The following is a 17,084-nucleotide window of genomic DNA, read 5'->3' as shown; positions in this document are numbered from 1 at the left end:
GCTGCCCAATTCCAGAATCTGTTTATAGAAAGCGACGAGCCATGACAAAACAAATTCAACCAGCGCGTGGTGATCTTGCAAGGGCTGTTTCCATGCCGGGGAACGCCACATCGCCAAAGCCGTGGAGCCACCGGGCGATCATGGTCGCCAGTTTGATGGCCCTCCTAGCCGTGGCATCGGCGCCGGTGTGGCCAAAACCGCCTGCCACCGTGCCGCAAACCAGCCTCACTGCGGGCAAGGTAATGGCAGGGACGCCCGGCGCCCAGGATCTCGCAGACTCGCAGCCGCTCGCCCAACCCGATGCTGCGGAGCCAGCGCAGGAACTCGAAATGTTCGTTGGCGAATCGCGCGTTTTCTCAGCACCGGGCGTTGCGCGCATCGCCGTCGGCAGCGGCCAGGTCATCACCGCCAATGCCTTGGATGGCAAGGACATCATCGTGTTTGCGAACGGTGCGGGGACCACGATGCTTTACGTCTGGACCGGGGACGGCCGCTACCAGCGAATCAAGGTTAACGTCATCGCCAACGACATGACCCGGTATGCTCGCGAGATCGCTGGCTTCCTGTCGACGATTCCGAAGGCGAAGGCCACCGTGGTCGGCGACAAAGTCATCGTCGAAGGCGACGACCTGAGCGACGCCGACCGCGACAAGGTCGCCGAACTGACAAAACGCTACCCGCAGATCGTCAACTTCACCGGTGCCGTCGGCTGGGAACAAACCGTCATGATGGACGTGAAGGTTGTCGAGTTCCCCCGCAGCCAGTTGCGCGATCTCGGACTCAAATGGGGAACAGCGGGCGGCGCTGCGGTCGGTGCCATATGGCGTCCGGTGGCGCGCGGCGACACCAGCGGCCTGTCCATCGCGCTGCCTGGAGCCGGTGCCGGCGCGCCCATCACCCCCAGCGAGTCCACCGGCCTGGTCTATCCGTCCAGCCCGATTGTGACCAGTGCCGTGAACCTTGGCCTGAACGCGACCCTGCAAGCACTTGAACAGAAAGGCACGGCATCCGTACTGGCCGAGCCGCAGCTTTCGACCCGCAGCGGCTACAAGGCTACCTTCCACGCCGGCGGCGAGATCCCTTATTCGGTTGCCAGCGTCAACGGGGTCACCGTGCAGTTCAAACCGTACGGCGTGCGGCTTGATATCGAGCCCCGGGTGGCCCGCAGCGGCGCGATCCGGGCCGTCATCGATTCGGAAGTCAGCTCGATCGACACCTCTGTCTCAACCACGAACGGTCCCGCGCTGCTGACAAGGCGCACCCGCACCGAGTTCAACGTGAAGCCCGGCGAGACCATCGTCCTGTCCGGCCTTCTGCAGCGCAGCGTCAGCACCGACATCGAGGGTCTTCCGTTCCTGGGCAACATCCCGGTCCTTGGGGCGCTGTTCCGCTCGAAGCGCTTTCAGAACAAGGAGACTGAACTGGTGGTGTTCGTGACTCCGCACCTGGTCGACAGCCACACACCCGCTTTGCAGGACAGGATCGAGCGGACTAACGAGCGCCTGGAGCAAAACCTCGGCGCGCCGCCCTACTTGAGCAATCCGCTGCAGCAGGGCCGCGGCACCAACTAAGCCACAGACCGCCATGTTCAAGATAGAGATCATCCATTCTGACGGCAGCGTCAAACCGCTCGAAGTTCCCGACGAGTGCGTCGCGGGAAGCAGCCCACGCAACGATGTCCACCTCGACAGCTGGCGCGTGAGCAAGCAGCACGCCCGCTTCATGAAGACGCCATCGGGCGTGCTAATCGAGGACATGGGAAGCTACCTGGGCCTGACCGTCAACGGCATGCGCGTGACCGGTCAGCATGGGCCGCTCACTCCCTCCGACGTCATCTCGATCGGCCCGTACAAACTGCGCGTGGCCGAGATGCCAGCCATAGGAACAAACCGCAGGGCGCCAAGCTCGCCGGACCGCCGCGCCAAAGGCGTGGTGCGCGAGTACGCCGGCGTGGAACGGCGCCGCCTCCAAGAAGACCGGCGTGCCAACGCTGCAGCGGCGGGCCAGGTGGAGGCGCTGCACGTAAGCGCAGCACCTCCGGCGGCCGAGCAGTTGGGCCAGCACCATTCCTTGCCGGATCGGCATTCGCCGAGACAGCCGCGCGCACCAGCACCGGCGCCGGAGGAACCAGCACGCACATTGCCGCCGCTGTCCAAACAGAAGCAGCTGGAATTCGAATGGCGTGGGCGGCTCCACGCGGCCTTGCTGGAGCGAATGGACCTGCGCCGGCACGACGTGTCCAAAATGAGCGATGCCCAGCTGCGCGAGGAAACGAACAATTTCATCCTCGATATCATCGGGGAACTGCAGACGGCCATTCCACCCGAGCTCGACCGGGAGTTGCTGGCCAAGCAGGTTCTCGACGAAGCGGTTGGCCTGGGCCCGCTCGAAGAACTACTGGAGGATAACGGCGTCACCGAAATCATGGTCAACCAGTTCGACAAGATCTTCGTCGAACGCAAGGGCCGGCTCGAACGGCACCCGCTGACCTTCACCAGCGACCGTGCGGTGTTGGGCGTCATTGAACGGATCGTCACCCCGCTGGGGCGCCGCATCGACGAATCGTCGCCGATGGTTGACGCGCGCTTGAAGGACGGGTCACGCGTCAACGCCATCATCCCGCCTCTGGCTTTAAAAGGACCGACGCTCACGATCCGTAAATTCGCAAAGCGCAAGATGACCGCACAGGATCTGGTCGATCTGGGCTCGATGAGTGCCGAGATGGCGGAGTTTCTGGAGGTGTGCGTTGCGGCGCGCAGGAACATCGTGGTCTCGGGCGGGACTGGCTCCGGTAAGACGACCCTCCTGAATATCCTGTCGAACTTCATTCCCCACGAAGAGCGAATCATCACGGTGGAGGACGCTGCCGAACTGCAACTGCACCACGACCACTGGGTGAGCCTGGAGTCCCGGCCTGCCAACGGTGAAGGCAAAGGGGCAATACCGATCCGGGAACTGGTCAGGAACACGCTGCGCATGCGCCCGGACCGAATCGTGGTCGGCGAGTGCCGCGGCGGCGAGGCGCTCGACATGCTGCAGGCAATGAATACGGGCCACGACGGTTCCCTGACCACTCTGCACGCAAACAGCCCACGCGACGGGCTGGCACGCCTTGAGACCATGGTCCTGATGGCAGGGATGGACCTGCCTCTGACTGCCATTCGCGACCAGATTGCTTCGGCTATCCACCTGATAGTGCAGCAGACTCGCTTCGCCTGCGGCACGCGCATGGTCACCAGCATCACCGAAGTGACGGGCATCGAAAGCGGCAAACTGCAGCTGCAGGAACTGTTCCGTTTCGCGAACCAGGGATACGGCAATGGCACAAAGATCCGCGGCTATTTCACCGGCTGCGACATGGCTCCCACATTCTACGAGGCGCTGCGCTTCTCGGGCCGCCCGCTTGACATGGACATCTTCAAACCGGTAGTCGCGAATGTGGAGATGGATGATGGCTACGACGAGGTGGGCGAGCCAGAATTAGCTGACGGCGGCTTCTCCCACGGAGCCGCCGGATGAACAGCCAGGCCATCCTTCTTGCGCTGACCATCGTTGCCGCCATTGCGGCGACGATGTTCGCGTGGTTCATCATCGACATCGGTAAGAGCGCGATGGCTCGCTACCACGCACAGTTCACGGAGCGCACCAGCTTCCATGCACGCGAGTTCTTCCTGTTCGTGGACCCCGGAAAAATCTTCGCGGCGCACGTGGCGCTTGTCGTCTTGGGCAGTATCCTCACTGGGCTCTTCTTCCGCAACGTGGTTCTCGGACTGGGCGCGAGCGCAGCGCTAGGATTGATGCCGCGCTTCGTGTTTGCACGCATGCGCCAGCGGCGCCTGCGCCGGTTTGAGGAGCAGCTGCCCGATGCGTTGACAATGCTGTCTGGCGCACTGCGCGCTGGCTTGAGCCTGCGCTCCGCGATCGGCCAGCTCGTGATTGAAGCGCCAGCCCCGCTCGGGCAGGAGTTCACCCTCCTCCTGCGTGAGCAGAGGCTCGGCGCCACGCTGGAACAGAGCCTGAACGGGCTGGCGCGGCGCATTCCCACCCCCACCACCATCCTCACAGTATCGGCAATGCGCATCGCGTCCGAAACCGGCGGCGGCCTGGCCGAAATGCTCGAACGTACGGCCAACACGGTGCGCAGTCGCCTGCAGATCGAGGGCAAGATCGGCGCCCTGACGGCGCAGGGCAAGCTGCAAGCCTGGATCGTGGGCATGTTGCCCATCGGGCTGATGCTGGTACTGAACCAGATGGAACCGGGTGAGATGAGCGTGTTGTGGCACACGCCGATGGGCTGGGGTGCGCTCGCCGTCATCGGCATCCTGGAGGCGCTAGGGATCTTCGTCATCCGAAAGATCGTTGCGATCGACGTCTGACCACAAAGGTGCGGCATGTCCCAATCGACCGTTACGCTCGTTGTCACACTGCTGGCCGTGCTATTCGGTGCGGCGGCAGGCCTCTTCATCATGCAGATCAGCCGTGCAGTGGCCGAGATCCCGCCAGAAGACCGGCGCTACAAGGATCCTCCGCCGCTCGGGTTCCGGCTACTTTGGTGGCCGATCCAGTGGTGCAGCTATCCGCTGGCTCGGATCGTATCGCAGGAGGCAACCGACCGGTTACCGATCCGGCTGCGCAAGGCTGGCCTCGAATTTGGCCTCAATGCGCCGCAGTTCGTGGCCGGTCGCCTGATGTGGGGGCTCGTGGCTGCTGGCGTGGCGGTGGGCGTACTCAAACTGCTGGGACAAGGCCCGGCCGGCGACTTCGGCGCCGAGCGCTACTGGCAGGTTGGCATCGTTGGCGCGCTGTGCGGCTGGGGTTACTTCCACATTTGGCTGAAAGACCGCATCGCGCTACGTAGGCGTGAGCTGCAAAAGACGCTGCCGTTCATGCTCGACCTCATCACCCTGTGCGTGGAGGCGGGGTTGAACCTGCAAGGCGCGTTCAACCAGGCCGTCGAAAAAGGCCCACATGGCATCCTGCGCGACGAAATCCAACGGGTACTGCGCGATGTCCGCAACGGCAAAGCGCGTGCCGAAGCATTGCGCGGCATGAGCGAACGGCTGCAGGAGGCGAGCGTGACGACCTTCGTCACCGCCATGGTGCAGGCCGAACGCGTAGGCATGAATCTGGGGCCGGCCTTGCGCGCCCAGGCGGATCAGCGCCGCTCGGAGCGTTTTCTGCGGGCGGAGAAGCTGGCGATGGAAGCACCCGTCAAGCTGCTGTTTCCGCTGATCGCCTTCATCTTTCCGTGCACCTTTATCGTGCTGTTCTTCCCGATCGCCGTCCAGTTCATGAGCATGGGGCTCTAGGAAGATGACGGCCACGAAGCGCACGCAATGTACGCTGTCCACCGCCAGCGGTACGCACGAACTTGCGCTGCGTACTGCGGACAGCTTTCTCACGCGCTTTCGGGGACTGATGCTTAGCGGGCCGTTGGAACAGGCGGAGGGCATGCTGATCACCCATTGCTCGAGCGTGCACAGCGCCTTCATGCGCTATCCGATCGACGTTGTCTACCTCGACCGGCACGGCTTCGTCACCCGTTGCGTGAGGCACCTGAAACCGTGGCGCGCTAGTCACAGCAGCTTCGACGGACCGCGCGCCGTCCATACGCTCGAACTGGCGGCCGGGACAATTACCGCACTCGGCATCGCTCCGGGCGATCGCCTCAGCCACCCGTGCCTGGAGCAGCCCGTACCGAACCCGAGGCACGCATGGGCCAAGCAACGAGGTTCGGCCATGATCGAGTTCGCGGTGGTCGGGCCTTTGATCGCGCTGCTCGGGCTTGGAACTCTGCAGTACGGCATGATGTTCTTCGCCAAGAACCAGATCAACTACGCCAGCTTCATGGCCGCGCGCGAAGGTTCGTTCGCTCATGCTGACCTCGGGGCAGTGCAGCAAGCATATGTACGAGCTCTCGCGCCGATGTACGGAGGCGGCGAGACGGCGGACGAGGTGGCCCAGTCAGTTGCAAAGGCCAGTGCCGACATGGCCGGGAACATGCAGATCGAGATGCTCAACCCGACCAAGGAGAGCTTCGTCGAATGGAACGACGAGACGCTGCAGGCGCTGCTGAAGACCGGCAGTCGGCACGTCATTCCCAACTCAGCCTTGGCTGCCCGTCCCAAACTCAATGAGGTGGGCGCGTCCTCTGGCCAGTCGCTTCATGACGCAAACCTGCTGAAGCTGAAAATCACGCACGGTTACCTCCCCAAAGTGCCCATCATCGGCAAGCTCTACCTCGCTTACCTGAAGTGGGCTGATCAGCACACCGACGACTTTCAGACCAAACTGATCAACGACGGGCGCATCCCGGTCGTCACGCACGTCACGCTTGAGATGCATTCGGACGCGATCGAACCCGGCAACCCCGTCTCGATACCCGGAGCGGGCAACGGCGGGAAACCGGCCGACCCGGGGAGTACGCCGGTGACACAAGGGCCGCCGCCTGATTGCACCACGCTTAGCTGCCGGAATCCGGCGCCGCCGCCCTCGTCCGATCCCGAGCCGGCCTGCAACCCGTTCACCGACCCGAACCATTGCAAGCCCCCTACTACCTGCGATTCCTCGCAGATGTGCTGCATACCACCAGAATGGACGCCAAAAACATGATCAGCTTGAGCGCGTTTGCTCCCGCCTTCCTTGCTCCGGCTAAGACAAACATGGCTACACGCCGCCTGCCGCCGGGGCGCCTCCGCTGGTGGCTCATCGCTTGGGCCGTCAATGTCGTCTCGCTGTTCATCGCGCTGACAGCCAGCGCGTGCCCACCAAACACTGGCGGCGACCCCAACAAGCAGGGTCAGTGCGCCGGCGCCGGTAACCCCATCAATGTAATGACCGGCAACAAATACCAGCGCGAGGATGACATGCCCGCCCTGCCCGGCGTACTGGGGCTCGAAATCGTCCGCCACTACAACAGCGCATTCAGCGGCCCGGGTGAACGCAACGGCGTGCTCGGCCGTGGCTGGCGGCTATCGTATGAAGCGGAAATTGTCGACCGCTGGGGAACAATCCAAGTGCTCCAAGCCGACGGGGGGCGAGTGATTTTCGACCGCGATCAAAAGGCCCCTACCCGGTGCAGCACGCCAGACCCGGCCAACGGCACGATGACTGTCGGCCGCCAACAAGACGGGCAACCCGACTACACCTGGGCCTGGACCGACGGGCGCAAGCTGCACTTCAACGCGTCAGGAAAACTCGACCGAATTACGGCCCCAACCGGCGAAATGGTGCGCTTGCTTTACGACAGCCAGAACGTGCTGGTGCGAGTCATCGACCCGCAGGGGCGCAGCCTGGACCTGGTCTACTACGACCGCAAGACGCCCAACCAATTTCACGGGGTGCAGTTCATCGACACCCCGGTCGGACGCTTCGAATACGAGTACGGCAGCACGCTGCCGAAGGGTGCCGGCCTGTTCGACGAGAGGCAGCTGCTGGCCAACCTGGTCCGGGTGCGGTTGCCGGACCACTTCGATCCGGACAAAAAGGCGCACGCCTTTTCCAGTCGTGGCACCACCCGCAGCACGACCAGCCGGATATACCACCACGAAGACTCACGCAGGCCGTGGCTCATGACCGGAATCAGCATCGAGGCCATTGGCGCGGACGGCAAGCCAGTCACGACCCGCTACTCAACCTACGGTTACGACGATACCGGCCGCGCAATCCTCAGCACTCATGGCAGCAACGTGGACAAGGTCACGCTGGACAACCATGAGGCCGGCAAGACCGTGCTTACCAACAGCCTCGGCCAGAAGACGGTCTACCGATACACGGTGATCGCGGACGAATACCGTCTGCTGGAGGTGCGCGGGGCGGGCTGTGCGCTGTGCGGCGAGCCAAACATACGGCACCGCTACGATGAAGCCGGACGGCTGACCGAGACGACCAAGCTGTCTGAGGATGGCGAGCCGATCGTGACCATTAGAACCGAACGGGACAAGCTCGGCCGAATCACACGGGTCAGCAAGATTGTGTACGAGCGCGGCAAGCCCGGTCCGGCGCAGCTGCAGGTACGCTTCGAATATGAAGGCAGTTCTTTTGCGCCCGCACTAATGGCGCGCCCAAGCGTGGTCCCCGGCAAGGAACTGGTGACGCACATTGTCTACAACGCTGCGGGTCAGCCGCTGGCCGTCTCCGAGGCCGGGTGGATCCCGGGCCCTGACGGCAAGCAGCCACCTTTGCCGATCGAACGGACCGTCCACTACCGCTATGCCACAATCAATGGCCGCAGCCTGCTGGCCGAGATCGACGGGCCGCTCCCGAACGGCAAAACCAACTCCCCGCTCGACTCCGACATCACGCTCATCGAGTACGACCACCATAACCCTGGACTGGCCTCGCCGAAATCGACACCAAACGGCGATCGACTCATACGCTACGAGCCTTCCGAAAAGCGCGATGGAATCGTGACCGCCATCATCACGTCTGGGAATCGCAAGAGCGAAGTCGAATACGACTACGCCGGCCGCATTGCCAACATCAGAGACGCAGAGGGCCGCACGACCCACCTGCGCTACAGCCCGAGCGGCCAGCTGCTCGCCGTTACCCGCGACGGCATCACACAGAGCACCGTGTTTGACCCTTTAGGCAATCCTGTCGAGTCGGGCTACGACGACGGCACGCACTACCACCCGCTGGCCCGCCTCGGCTACGACGACGCTGGGCGCAACACCTGGATCGCGTCGGCGCTGGGCATCATTCGGACCAGTCGTTACGACACAGAGGACAACTTGCTCGAGCAAAGCACGCTCTCCAGTACCATCAAGCAGGCACGACGCTATGAATACGATAATCTGGGCCGCCTTCAAGCCATGACGGACGCCGGGGGCGGCACCCGCCGCATCGACTGGAATACGCTCGGCCTGCCCAGCGCACTGACCGATGCACTGGGCCGCACCACGCGCTTCGGGTACGACGCTGCGGCCAACATCACGGCAGTCTCGCAGGCGGCTGGCGCGACGACCCATTTTGAGCTGGACGCGTACGGCCGCACTACCGCCATTGTCGAGCCGAACGGGGCCAGTACCCGATACGTCTGGGACGACTTCGGCCGCATCGTGGCTACCATCGGTGCAGACAGCGGAATGACCACCCGGCGCTTCGACGCGGCAAACCGGCTGGTGGCCAGTACCGACGCCAACGGCAACCGCGCCAGCTACGACTACGACGTGATCGGCCGCATTGTCACGCAGCGGGTCACCGACGCTGGAAACGGCGGCAAGACCGCCGTCACGACCTGGCACTACGAAGGCCCACGCCTCATCGCTATCGACCATCCGAACCAGGCCGAGCGCTACAGTTACGATGCGCAGGGCCGCATCGGAGCCAAGACCGACATCCTCACGCTCGCCGGTGGCAAACACGTCAGCTACACGACACACTACCGCTACGACGCCCTGGGTCAACTGGCCGCGATAACCCTGCCTGATGGCAGCACCCTCGACTACCGGCGCAACGGCCAAAACCAGATCACGGCGCTCGACCGCAGTTGGGGTGACAACCCGACCCTCCGCTGGCTAATGCCGCGGCAGACCATCGTGCGGGACCTCGAACGCGATGTCGCCGGCCTCAAGCGCCTGACCTACGGCAACGGCATCGAAGCTTACTACCAGCGCAGCAAGGAGGGCAGCCTTGCCCGCATCGTGTACCGCGACCCGCGTGTGCCTGCGTCCGGCCCGGGAGCCAGCGGGATACTGGAAGCACTGCTTGGCGTACGCCCAGCACTGGCCGCGCCGCTTCCGGCGTTGCCCGGCGCACTGGGCCTGCCGCCTGATCCGAAGGCCTTGCTCGACCACCGCTACCTGTGGGACGTACAGGGCAACCTGCTGTACACGCGGGACAAGGATGCGGCGAGCAGCTACGCTTACGACGCACGCGACCGATTGATCGTGGCGGCGACTGCGGCCACGCGGACCGCGGCAGCAGCGGCCACCGGGCCGAGCACGGGCTTTGCCCGCTACTATTACGACGACAATGGCAATCGCTTGTTAGCGCAGGAAGGTCTCGCGGACCAGAGCGACATGCACGGCAATACCGTTAAGACCAGCTACAAGTCGGGAGCAGACCGCTGGCACGTCGAGGCGCGCGGCGATGGCGCTGCGGACGCTAGCTACGACGCTTCGGGGCAGCCAAAGCACGTCGGCAACCGTAGCTTCGTGTGGGACGCCTTCGGCAAACTGCTGGAGGTGCGCGAAGGCCAGCGCGTCCTGGCGCGCTACCACTACAACCACCGAGGCGAGCGCATCGAGAAAATCGTCGGTGGCGAACACAGTTACTACCTGTACGAAGGTCGCCGGCTCGTGGCCGAACTGAACGGCAAGGGCATGATACGGCGCCAGTATGTCTACTTAGCAGGCCAACCGGTGGCCGTCATCGATACCTCGAACGGCGGCGCGGCCAATGACTCTGGAGGCGCGGCGCAGCCTGTCAGGCTCTGGCATGCCTGGTTCGGCAAAGGGGAGAACATCGCCTACCTGCAGACCAACCATCTAGGCGCGGTCGAGATGGTCACCGATGCCAGAGGCAAGCCCATCTGGCAAGCAGCCTACAGCCCTTTCGGGAAGCTCGTGCCGGTGGCGGACTCGGGCAAGACAGCCCAAGCGTCACGCCCCTTCGAACTGGATCTGCGGCTGCCGGGCCAGTATGCCGACAAGGAAACTGGGCTGTACTACAACGACCACCGTTACTACGATCCTGCACGCAGCCGTTACTTAACTGCGGACCCGTTGGGTCTGAGAGGCGGCAGCAACGCCTATGCCTATGTAAACGGAAATCCGCTCAAATACATTGACCCGCAAGGTCTAGTTCTATTCGCCTTCGACGGCACCGGCAATACCGACGACCCGGCTTGGTTGGCTGCGAACAGCAGTTCGCCGTCAAACGTGTTGCAAATCTTTACGTTATATGCGGACGGGAACAGGCGTTACGTTAGCGGAGTCGGCACTGTGCAGCGCGACCAGACGTACGGCGACATTATCCCGGCTACTTTCACGCCATGGTGGGTCCCTTCGGCGGGTGCCGAAACAGCTGACATGGGAGGCAACTATTCAGGCCCCGCACGGATCCAGCGCATGCTGCGGTATTTCAACGACGAGGCAGATCTCGCGGCCGATGATAGCCAGATGGACGTCGACATCGTAGGCTTTAGCCGGGGTGCTGCAGAGGCCCGCGACTTTGCCAACTGGCTCATAGCCAGCACCAACAACGGCTGGTACAGCTACAAGGGTGCTGGCGGGCGCCAGATGTGCCAAAAGGTGAACTTCCGGTTCATGGGACTGTTTGACACCGTGCTTTCGACAAACAAGAGCGGTGCCTCCTACGAACTCGCGATTCCAGGGCAATTCGCGTACGTGGCGCAGGCGGTCGCATTGAATGAACACCGTGGGGACACGACGCGGCGATTGATAAATTCAGTTGGCGCATTTCCGCTCGAATCGATCATGGGCGCGACGATCTCAGCGGGGAAAACCCGCATCGAGCGCGGTTTCCTTGGCTCACACGCGGACATCGGCGGAGGCTTCGGCGCAAACGAGAACCAGCTATCGCAGGTCGCGCTGACATGGATGGTGAATCAGGCCAAGGCGGCAGGGGTCCAGATGGGGGACTCGCCGTTCCTGCACACCATCATCGCAAACCCTGTGCTGCATGACAAGAGCGACAACCAGTTTTCGACTGCGGGCGCGCCCTTGGCGCCCGGCATTGAAGACCGCCAGGTGCACTACCAGAACGGCAAGACGACCACGCAGATGGCGATGACGGGAACCGGCATGAAGTGGGCCGATACACAGAAATACATCAGTTACCTGCCCGCCATGGTGAACGACAAGGGGCAAAAAATCCGCTTTCCCTCAGGTGACTTTGTGACCGGAACGGTCGACATGCGGGGTTATTTGGATTGGCTGAACCGGAACGGCTACAACATAAACATGACGGTACATTGACATGACAAATTCGACACCCAAGCAGTTGAGGAAACGTAAGCTAGTCGCACTGATGACGCTGCTTCCTTTAGTACCGGGATGCAGTAAGTCAGCCCGAGTGCATACGGCGACCGATCCGCAAAAAAGATTCAAGGGCATGGGCCCAGTTCTTGTCGTGGACGCGGTAGCTGGTACGGAGATGGAGCAAGTTGTCATCTACGATGACCTGGGGTGGGAAATCTACTCATCCGCCACTGTGGCGAGAAGGAACCGCAGCATCATGGCAGTGGGCAGCGGCCGCGTGCCGTTAACAGTGCGTGCCGTCTGGCGAAAAGGAGCAGGCTGGGACAACGTCAAGAAGCTATGGAACGACGGCGTGATTGCGGGTGATTACAGCGTCCCCGTTGCCAAGCGAATCCCAGATGACATTCTCCGCAATATTCGCGAGCACGGCGGGAACCTGCGCCTGAAATTTCGCCTAAAACCGGACGGTATCCTGTTCGGCTGGGATATCGAGCGAGCTGCCCCATTGGGAGATGTATCGATTTTCGAAATGCCTGGCGGCGATTTTCTCGAGACACGCTACTAAAGCTCTTTGCACCAATAAGAGTTCACCAAAGCCGAGCAGCCAGGAGCCAACTTCCGCGGACGCAGGTAATTTAGCCCCGATAGACATCAGTGAGCTGACCTGAACGTCTTCAAGCGCTCGAACAAGGCCAACATCCACACTTGGAGCACCGACTCGTGACGATAAAACTCAAAATCAGGGCTATCTCGACCGGCTTAGCTACCACGACCACAACATCGGCATGAGGGTCAAGTGATGACGCATTCGCCACTCGATCAATCGCGCAAACGCAAACTCCTCGGACTGTTGGCGCTGCTACCCTGGGGGGCGGGATGCAGCAAGACTGAGCGTGGCGATTTGGCGGCCGATCCGCAACATAGGTTTACTGGCGTGCGCTTGGTTCTTGTCGTGGACGCGGTAGCTGGCGCGCAGATGGAGGGAGTAGTCATGTACGACGATCTTGGATGGAAGATCTATTCGTCGGCGGTTGTAGCGAGAAGGAACCGTAGCATTATGGCGGTGGGCAGCGGTCGAGTGCCGCTGTCAGTACATTTAACCTGGCGAGACAATCCGCGACCGATTTGGGGAAAGAACGGTGGAATTGACTGGGAGGGTGAAATCGCAGGCAATTACACCGTTCCCGTTGCCAAACGCATTCCCGACACCGTTCTCCGCGACATCCGAGCCCGAGGCGGCAACCTGCGCCTGAAATTTCGCCTGAAGGCAGACGGCGTCCTGTTCGGATGGGATATTGAACGAGCTGCTTCACTTGGAGATGTGTCAATCTTTGAAATGCCGGGTGGCGATTTTCTCGAGACTCGCTACTAAGAAGACTCGGTACATTCGTAAACGAAGCGGAGCATACCAATCGCAATAGAAAACCATCAGTGAGCAAAGAGCCGTCAGCCCTCGCAAAGCCAAATAGTCAGCATTTGGAGCGCTGACTGCGTCACTGAACCCCACTCCCTTGTGCAACTACGGGGCCACGATGAACAACAAACGATTGATCGTCGCTGGGCTGATCTCGGTTCTTTGCCTGACAGGACTTATCGCCGCTACTCCTTCCTCAGGGCCAGACATGACGGTCACATATACAAATACGATCAAAGATGTGGACGTCAACATAAAAAGTGCGCGCCTGGCGGACGGAACCGACTTTCCCCATGCCGGCGCCCTCAGCGGCGCAAGCGGGCCCAATGACAATCCCCTTTCCGGCGGGGCGACGATGGGCGCAGCGCCGGATGGCCGCAATCTCCCAGAATATGTCGACTTCGAGTGGCGCGAGTCGCCAACGAGCCCGCCGGACCCTACACCTACGGATCCGTTTTCCCAAGCGCACAAGGACTGGGAAACAAAAATGATGGCTGAATTCTACTCGCACCCAATCAAGAAGCAGCGAGTTTTCATTCGCAGCCGCATTCCTGCTAACGTAGTAAGCGCCGTGGTCGAGGCCAACCGTCATACCCCAAAGGGCGAGCTCGACGAAGCGAGCATCCAAGTCTGGTTCATCTGGACCGACTACGGCATCAAGCTACGCTGGGCAATATGGCATAGGCTAGGGGCGCAGTACTACTCGCACCAGGGCGGCGATGAAATCATTCCCGCTGGCACGACGATGATTGCGGCTTACTCGAACACGATAAAAAACGATGCGTTTACCATCGACCCAGGTGGGACAAGCTCCGATGGCCGTCCGCGTCGGTACCCGGCATCGGCGAGCGGTTCGGTTTTTTCCGGCTCCCCTAACATCGCCTATACAAACAGGCCTATTTCCGGCGGCGAAATGCTAATGGCGTTCGAAAGTGAGCCGGAGCTTCCTGAGTACGTCGAGTTCAAGTGGCGATCGCCACCCACTGCTGTGCCTCCACACGAGGCCGGCGAGTCCCTGACAGCGTATCATTTGCGATTCAACGCAATCTATGGCGCCCTGCCCAGCAAGAGAGAACGCATCGAGGTACGCAGCCGAATTCCGCAGGAGGTTCGCGATGAAATTGATAGCTCGACACGAAACGCCCTACCGCATAAGCTGCCCAGTAGCGTCATCTACCTTTATTTCATCTGGACGGATAGTGGCATTAAGCTGCATTGGCGGCTCAAGCGCAGCAAACCAGACGGAACCTTCATGACTGTTCGCGACGGCGGCGACGATCTCCCGTAGACATCGCCGTAAGGCCAAGTACAAGCACAAAAGGCACTGAGTACATCATTACAACGCAAAGACATCAGGATTGAAGACATGCTGATAAGAAAGATGATCCTCACGGCAATGTATCTACCAGCAGTTGCCGCATGGGCTCCTAAAGATTCTTTCTGAATCGATCCCTACTTCCGGCACATTGCTGCGGGAAAGCTCGCCCCTCATACCAGCCGCCCTAACTTAATTTCCGCGCAAGTTCTTCCGCCCTCAGGTGCGTGTAGCGTTTTAAAGTTTGCAATGTCTTGTGACCGGTTATGCTCGCCACTTCCATGACGTTCAATCCTTTTTCGAACAGCCGGCTCGCAGCTTCATGCCGAAGGTCATGAAAATGAAGATCTGCCAAGAACTTCAAATCTGGTAGCTTGCCCTGGCCGCTGCATTCCTTCATGTACGAACCCCGCGCTCGCTCCACTGCCCGTTCATAGGCCTGATTGAACCCTTCCATTGTGATTGGGAAGACGTTACCGCGTGCTTTCGGTTCCAGAGAGCGAAGAATTTCTAACGCTGCGCTAGAAAGCGGAACAGTTCGAGCCTCCCCGTTCTTCGTATCCTGCAAGAAGGCCGTGCGCTTCTCGAGATTCACATGCTCCCACCTTAGGTCCAGCAGTTCACCACGACGCATCGCTGTCTCGATCGCGAAGAACGTCATCGGCCCTACCACAGGGTTCCTCGTGCTCTTCAACGCCAAACGCAGGAACCGTTCTTCATCCACAGTCAGGCGCCGGTCGCGTGGTACCGACCCCGCTGGGCGACGCACGAGCCGGCATGGATTCTCGATGTTCAGCCCCCACTCCTTACGCCCGATGTCGATCGCGTGGCCGATGATCGCCAGCTCGCGGTTCGTCGTGCTGCCCTTCACTTGCTTCAGCCGACGATCGCGCCACCCGACGAGCTCCATTCCGGACAAGCTGGACATACGGTGCGAGCAGATGGGATCGCGTAGAATCGCGTTGATCTTCGACGCTTCGATGCTCGCACCTTTCTTTGCAGGGGTCAGGCGAGGTAACGCCGCAGGACGTCACCGAGGGTCGACCGGTCCGCGGCGCTGCTGTCACGCCAGGAACCACCATGAAGTATCGCATCAACTGCCAATTTCCCACACGAGTTCACCAGGGCTCTGCTGGTCCGCCGCCCGCGCCTCAGGCACACGTCTCCGATTCGCACAAGCTGACCACCTCGTCGATGCCCATCGGCTTGCCGAGCAGGTAGCCCTGCGCCAGCGGGATGCCGATGCGTTTGAGCTCTTCCAGTTCGGAGGGCGTCTCCACGCCCTCGGCGACGATGGTCATCCCGGTTTCTTCGGAAAAGCCTGCCATGGCGGCGGCCAGCGCGCGCCGTGCCGGGTCGGTATCGATCTTCGAAGTCAGGCTCATGTCCAGCTTGATGATGTCCGGGTCCAGGTGCAGGATGTGGCGGAAGCTCGAATAGCCCGAGCCGGCGTCGTCCACCGCGATGCGGATACCGCGCTCGCGCAGCGGTTTGAGCGCTTCGATGATGCGGTCGTAATTTTCGATCAAGGCGTGTTCGGTGATCTCCAGCACCACGCCGTGCGCCGGCACGTCCCTGAGCTCGTGCTCGATGGCCCCGCTCACGATCACACCCGGTGATGCGTTGATCGACAGGTACACGTCCTCCGGCAGGCGCTCCCGCCCCTTGAGCGCATGCCGGATCGCAGCCGTTTCCAGCTCCACTTCCATGCCGACTCGGGCAGCGTCACCAAACCATCGGTCCGGGCCCTTCCTGGGACCGAACGCGAAGCGCGACAGCGACTCGAACCCGGCGATGCGGTGCTGGCCGATCTGGTAGATCGGCTGATAAACGATCGACAGCGCGTCGCTGGCCAGCACCGACTCGATCCGGTTCACAATCTCGCGTTCCTCGCGTTGCGCGCCTTCTTCATGCTCCACCTGGCGCGCGGCCATGGTGGCGAACACCCGCATCATGCCCAGGTCGCGCTCGCTAAGTGTCGGGTCGGCGTGGGCGCGAAAACAGCAGAACGTACCGTACACTTCGCCGCTGGACAGCGTGACCGGCACCCCAATGTAGGCCCCAATGCCGAGCTGCCCGGTGATCGGCAGCGCGCCCGATTCAGGGTTGGCCGCCGCATCGCGCAGCAGCTCTGGCAGCCGGCCGTCCACGATGCGCTGGCAGTAGGTTTCCTCCAGCGGATCGGAGGCGCCCGGTTTGACCGGCGTGTCGCCGGCCGCATCGGCCATGCGAAACACCCGCCGGCCCTGCTCGAACCGCGCGAAGAAGGCGACGTCCATGCCCAGATGCTCACGGATGGCCGCGAGCAACGCCTGCAAGGATTCATTACCCGGCGGCAAGTTGTCGGCGGCGTTTACCAGTTGGGATAGCAGAACGGACGGTGACATCGCTAAGTTCCTATGGCCGGATA

The 17,084-nt window shown here is 61.7% G+C and carries 11 protein-coding genes; 9 read left to right on the top strand and 2 right to left on the bottom strand.

Translation table 11 applies throughout. The features are described 5' to 3' along the window. The first annotated feature begins 41 nt into the window (after positions 1-41). From NX773_RS00610 to NX773_RS00570, 9 genes are all read left to right on the top strand, one after another. Positions 42-1,571: a type II and III secretion system protein family protein gene (locus NX773_RS00610; RefSeq protein WP_258854470.1), complete on the top strand. Its 1,530-nt coding sequence runs from the start codon at positions 42-44 to the stop codon at positions 1,569-1,571. A gap of 13 nt (positions 1,572-1,584) precedes the next feature. After that, positions 1,585-3,519: a TadA family conjugal transfer-associated ATPase gene (locus tag NX773_RS00605; protein ID WP_258854469.1), complete on the top strand. Its 1,935-nt coding sequence runs from the start codon at positions 1,585-1,587 to the stop codon at positions 3,517-3,519. Continuing rightward, positions 3,516-4,376: a type II secretion system F family protein gene (locus tag NX773_RS00600; RefSeq protein WP_258854468.1), complete on the top strand. Its 861-nt coding sequence runs from the start codon at positions 3,516-3,518 to the stop codon at positions 4,374-4,376. The genes NX773_RS00605 and NX773_RS00600 overlap by 4 nt, the downstream gene beginning before the upstream one ends. 15 nt (positions 4,377-4,391) lie before the next feature. Continuing rightward, on the top strand, positions 4,392-5,309 hold the full coding sequence (locus NX773_RS00595; protein ID WP_258854467.1) for a type II secretion system F family protein: 918 nt from the start codon (positions 4,392-4,394) through the stop codon (positions 5,307-5,309). Positions 5,310-5,313: 4 nt separating this feature from the next. Next, a complete protein-coding gene (locus NX773_RS00590; RefSeq protein WP_258854466.1) occupies positions 5,314-6,612 on the top strand; it encodes a DUF192 domain-containing protein in 1,299 nt (432 codons plus the stop codon). After that, positions 6,594-11,942: an RHS repeat-associated core domain-containing protein gene (locus NX773_RS00585; protein WP_258854465.1), complete on the top strand. Its 5,349-nt coding sequence runs from the start codon at positions 6,594-6,596 to the stop codon at positions 11,940-11,942. Before NX773_RS00590 ends, NX773_RS00585 begins: the two co-directional genes overlap by 19 nt. A 97-nt stretch (positions 11,943-12,039) precedes the next feature. Then, a complete protein-coding gene (locus NX773_RS00580; protein ID WP_258854464.1) occupies positions 12,040-12,510 on the top strand; it encodes a hypothetical protein in 471 nt (156 codons plus the stop codon). A gap of 231 nt (positions 12,511-12,741) precedes the next feature. Continuing rightward, positions 12,742-13,317, top strand: coding sequence for a hypothetical protein (locus tag NX773_RS00575; RefSeq protein ID WP_258854463.1), 576 nt, complete (start codon positions 12,742-12,744; stop codon positions 13,315-13,317). A gap of 160 nt (positions 13,318-13,477) precedes the next feature. Beyond that, complete coding sequence (locus NX773_RS00570; RefSeq protein WP_258854462.1) at positions 13,478-14,647, top strand: hypothetical protein; 1,170 nt, start codon at positions 13,478-13,480, stop codon at positions 14,645-14,647. A gap of 214 nt (positions 14,648-14,861) precedes the next feature. Here the strand turns inward: NX773_RS00570 and NX773_RS00565 are convergent, their stop codons facing one another. Then, positions 14,862-15,602 carry a site-specific integrase gene (locus NX773_RS00565; RefSeq protein ID WP_258854461.1) on the bottom strand — a complete coding sequence of 247 codons (741 nt, stop codon included), beginning with the start codon at positions 15,600-15,602 and terminating at the stop codon, positions 14,862-14,864. Between the two features lie 223 nt (positions 15,603-15,825). Further along, positions 15,826-17,061 carry a sensor domain-containing phosphodiesterase gene (locus NX773_RS00560; protein ID WP_258854460.1) on the bottom strand — a complete coding sequence of 412 codons (1,236 nt, stop codon included), beginning with the start codon at positions 17,059-17,061 and terminating at the stop codon, positions 15,826-15,828. Positions 17,062-17,084 lie beyond the last annotated feature (23 nt).

The organism is Massilia solisilvae (assembly GCF_024753215.1).
Classification (GTDB): Bacteria; Pseudomonadota; Gammaproteobacteria; order Burkholderiales; family Burkholderiaceae_D; genus Telluria; species Telluria solisilvae.
The sequence above is the reverse complement of the archived record's forward strand: the minus strand, read 5'-3'. Positions and strand labels throughout refer to the sequence as shown.

What these genes read in the sequence shown, in the direction of transcription:
- NX773_RS00585 (WP_258854465.1), top strand. Translation starts at nt 6,594, where the DNA reads ATGGACGCCAAAAACATGATCAGCTTGAGCGCGTTTGCTCCCGCCTTC.
- NX773_RS00560 (WP_258854460.1), bottom strand. Translation starts at nt 17,061, where the DNA reads ATGTCACCGTCCGTTCTGCTATCCCAACTGGTAAACGCCGCCGACAAC.
- NX773_RS00605 (WP_258854469.1), top strand. Translation starts at nt 1,585, where the DNA reads ATGTTCAAGATAGAGATCATCCATTCTGACGGCAGCGTCAAACCGCTC.
- NX773_RS00610 (WP_258854470.1), top strand. Translation starts at nt 42, where the DNA reads ATGACAAAACAAATTCAACCAGCGCGTGGTGATCTTGCAAGGGCTGTT.
- NX773_RS00590 (WP_258854466.1), top strand. Translation starts at nt 5,314, where the DNA reads ATGACGGCCACGAAGCGCACGCAATGTACGCTGTCCACCGCCAGCGGT.
- NX773_RS00600 (WP_258854468.1), top strand. Translation starts at nt 3,516, where the DNA reads ATGAACAGCCAGGCCATCCTTCTTGCGCTGACCATCGTTGCCGCCATT.
- NX773_RS00595 (WP_258854467.1), top strand. Translation starts at nt 4,392, where the DNA reads ATGTCCCAATCGACCGTTACGCTCGTTGTCACACTGCTGGCCGTGCTA.
- NX773_RS00565 (WP_258854461.1), bottom strand. Translation starts at nt 15,602, where the DNA reads ATGTCCAGCTTGTCCGGAATGGAGCTCGTCGGGTGGCGCGATCGTCGG.
- NX773_RS00570 (WP_258854462.1), top strand. Translation starts at nt 13,478, where the DNA reads ATGAACAACAAACGATTGATCGTCGCTGGGCTGATCTCGGTTCTTTGC.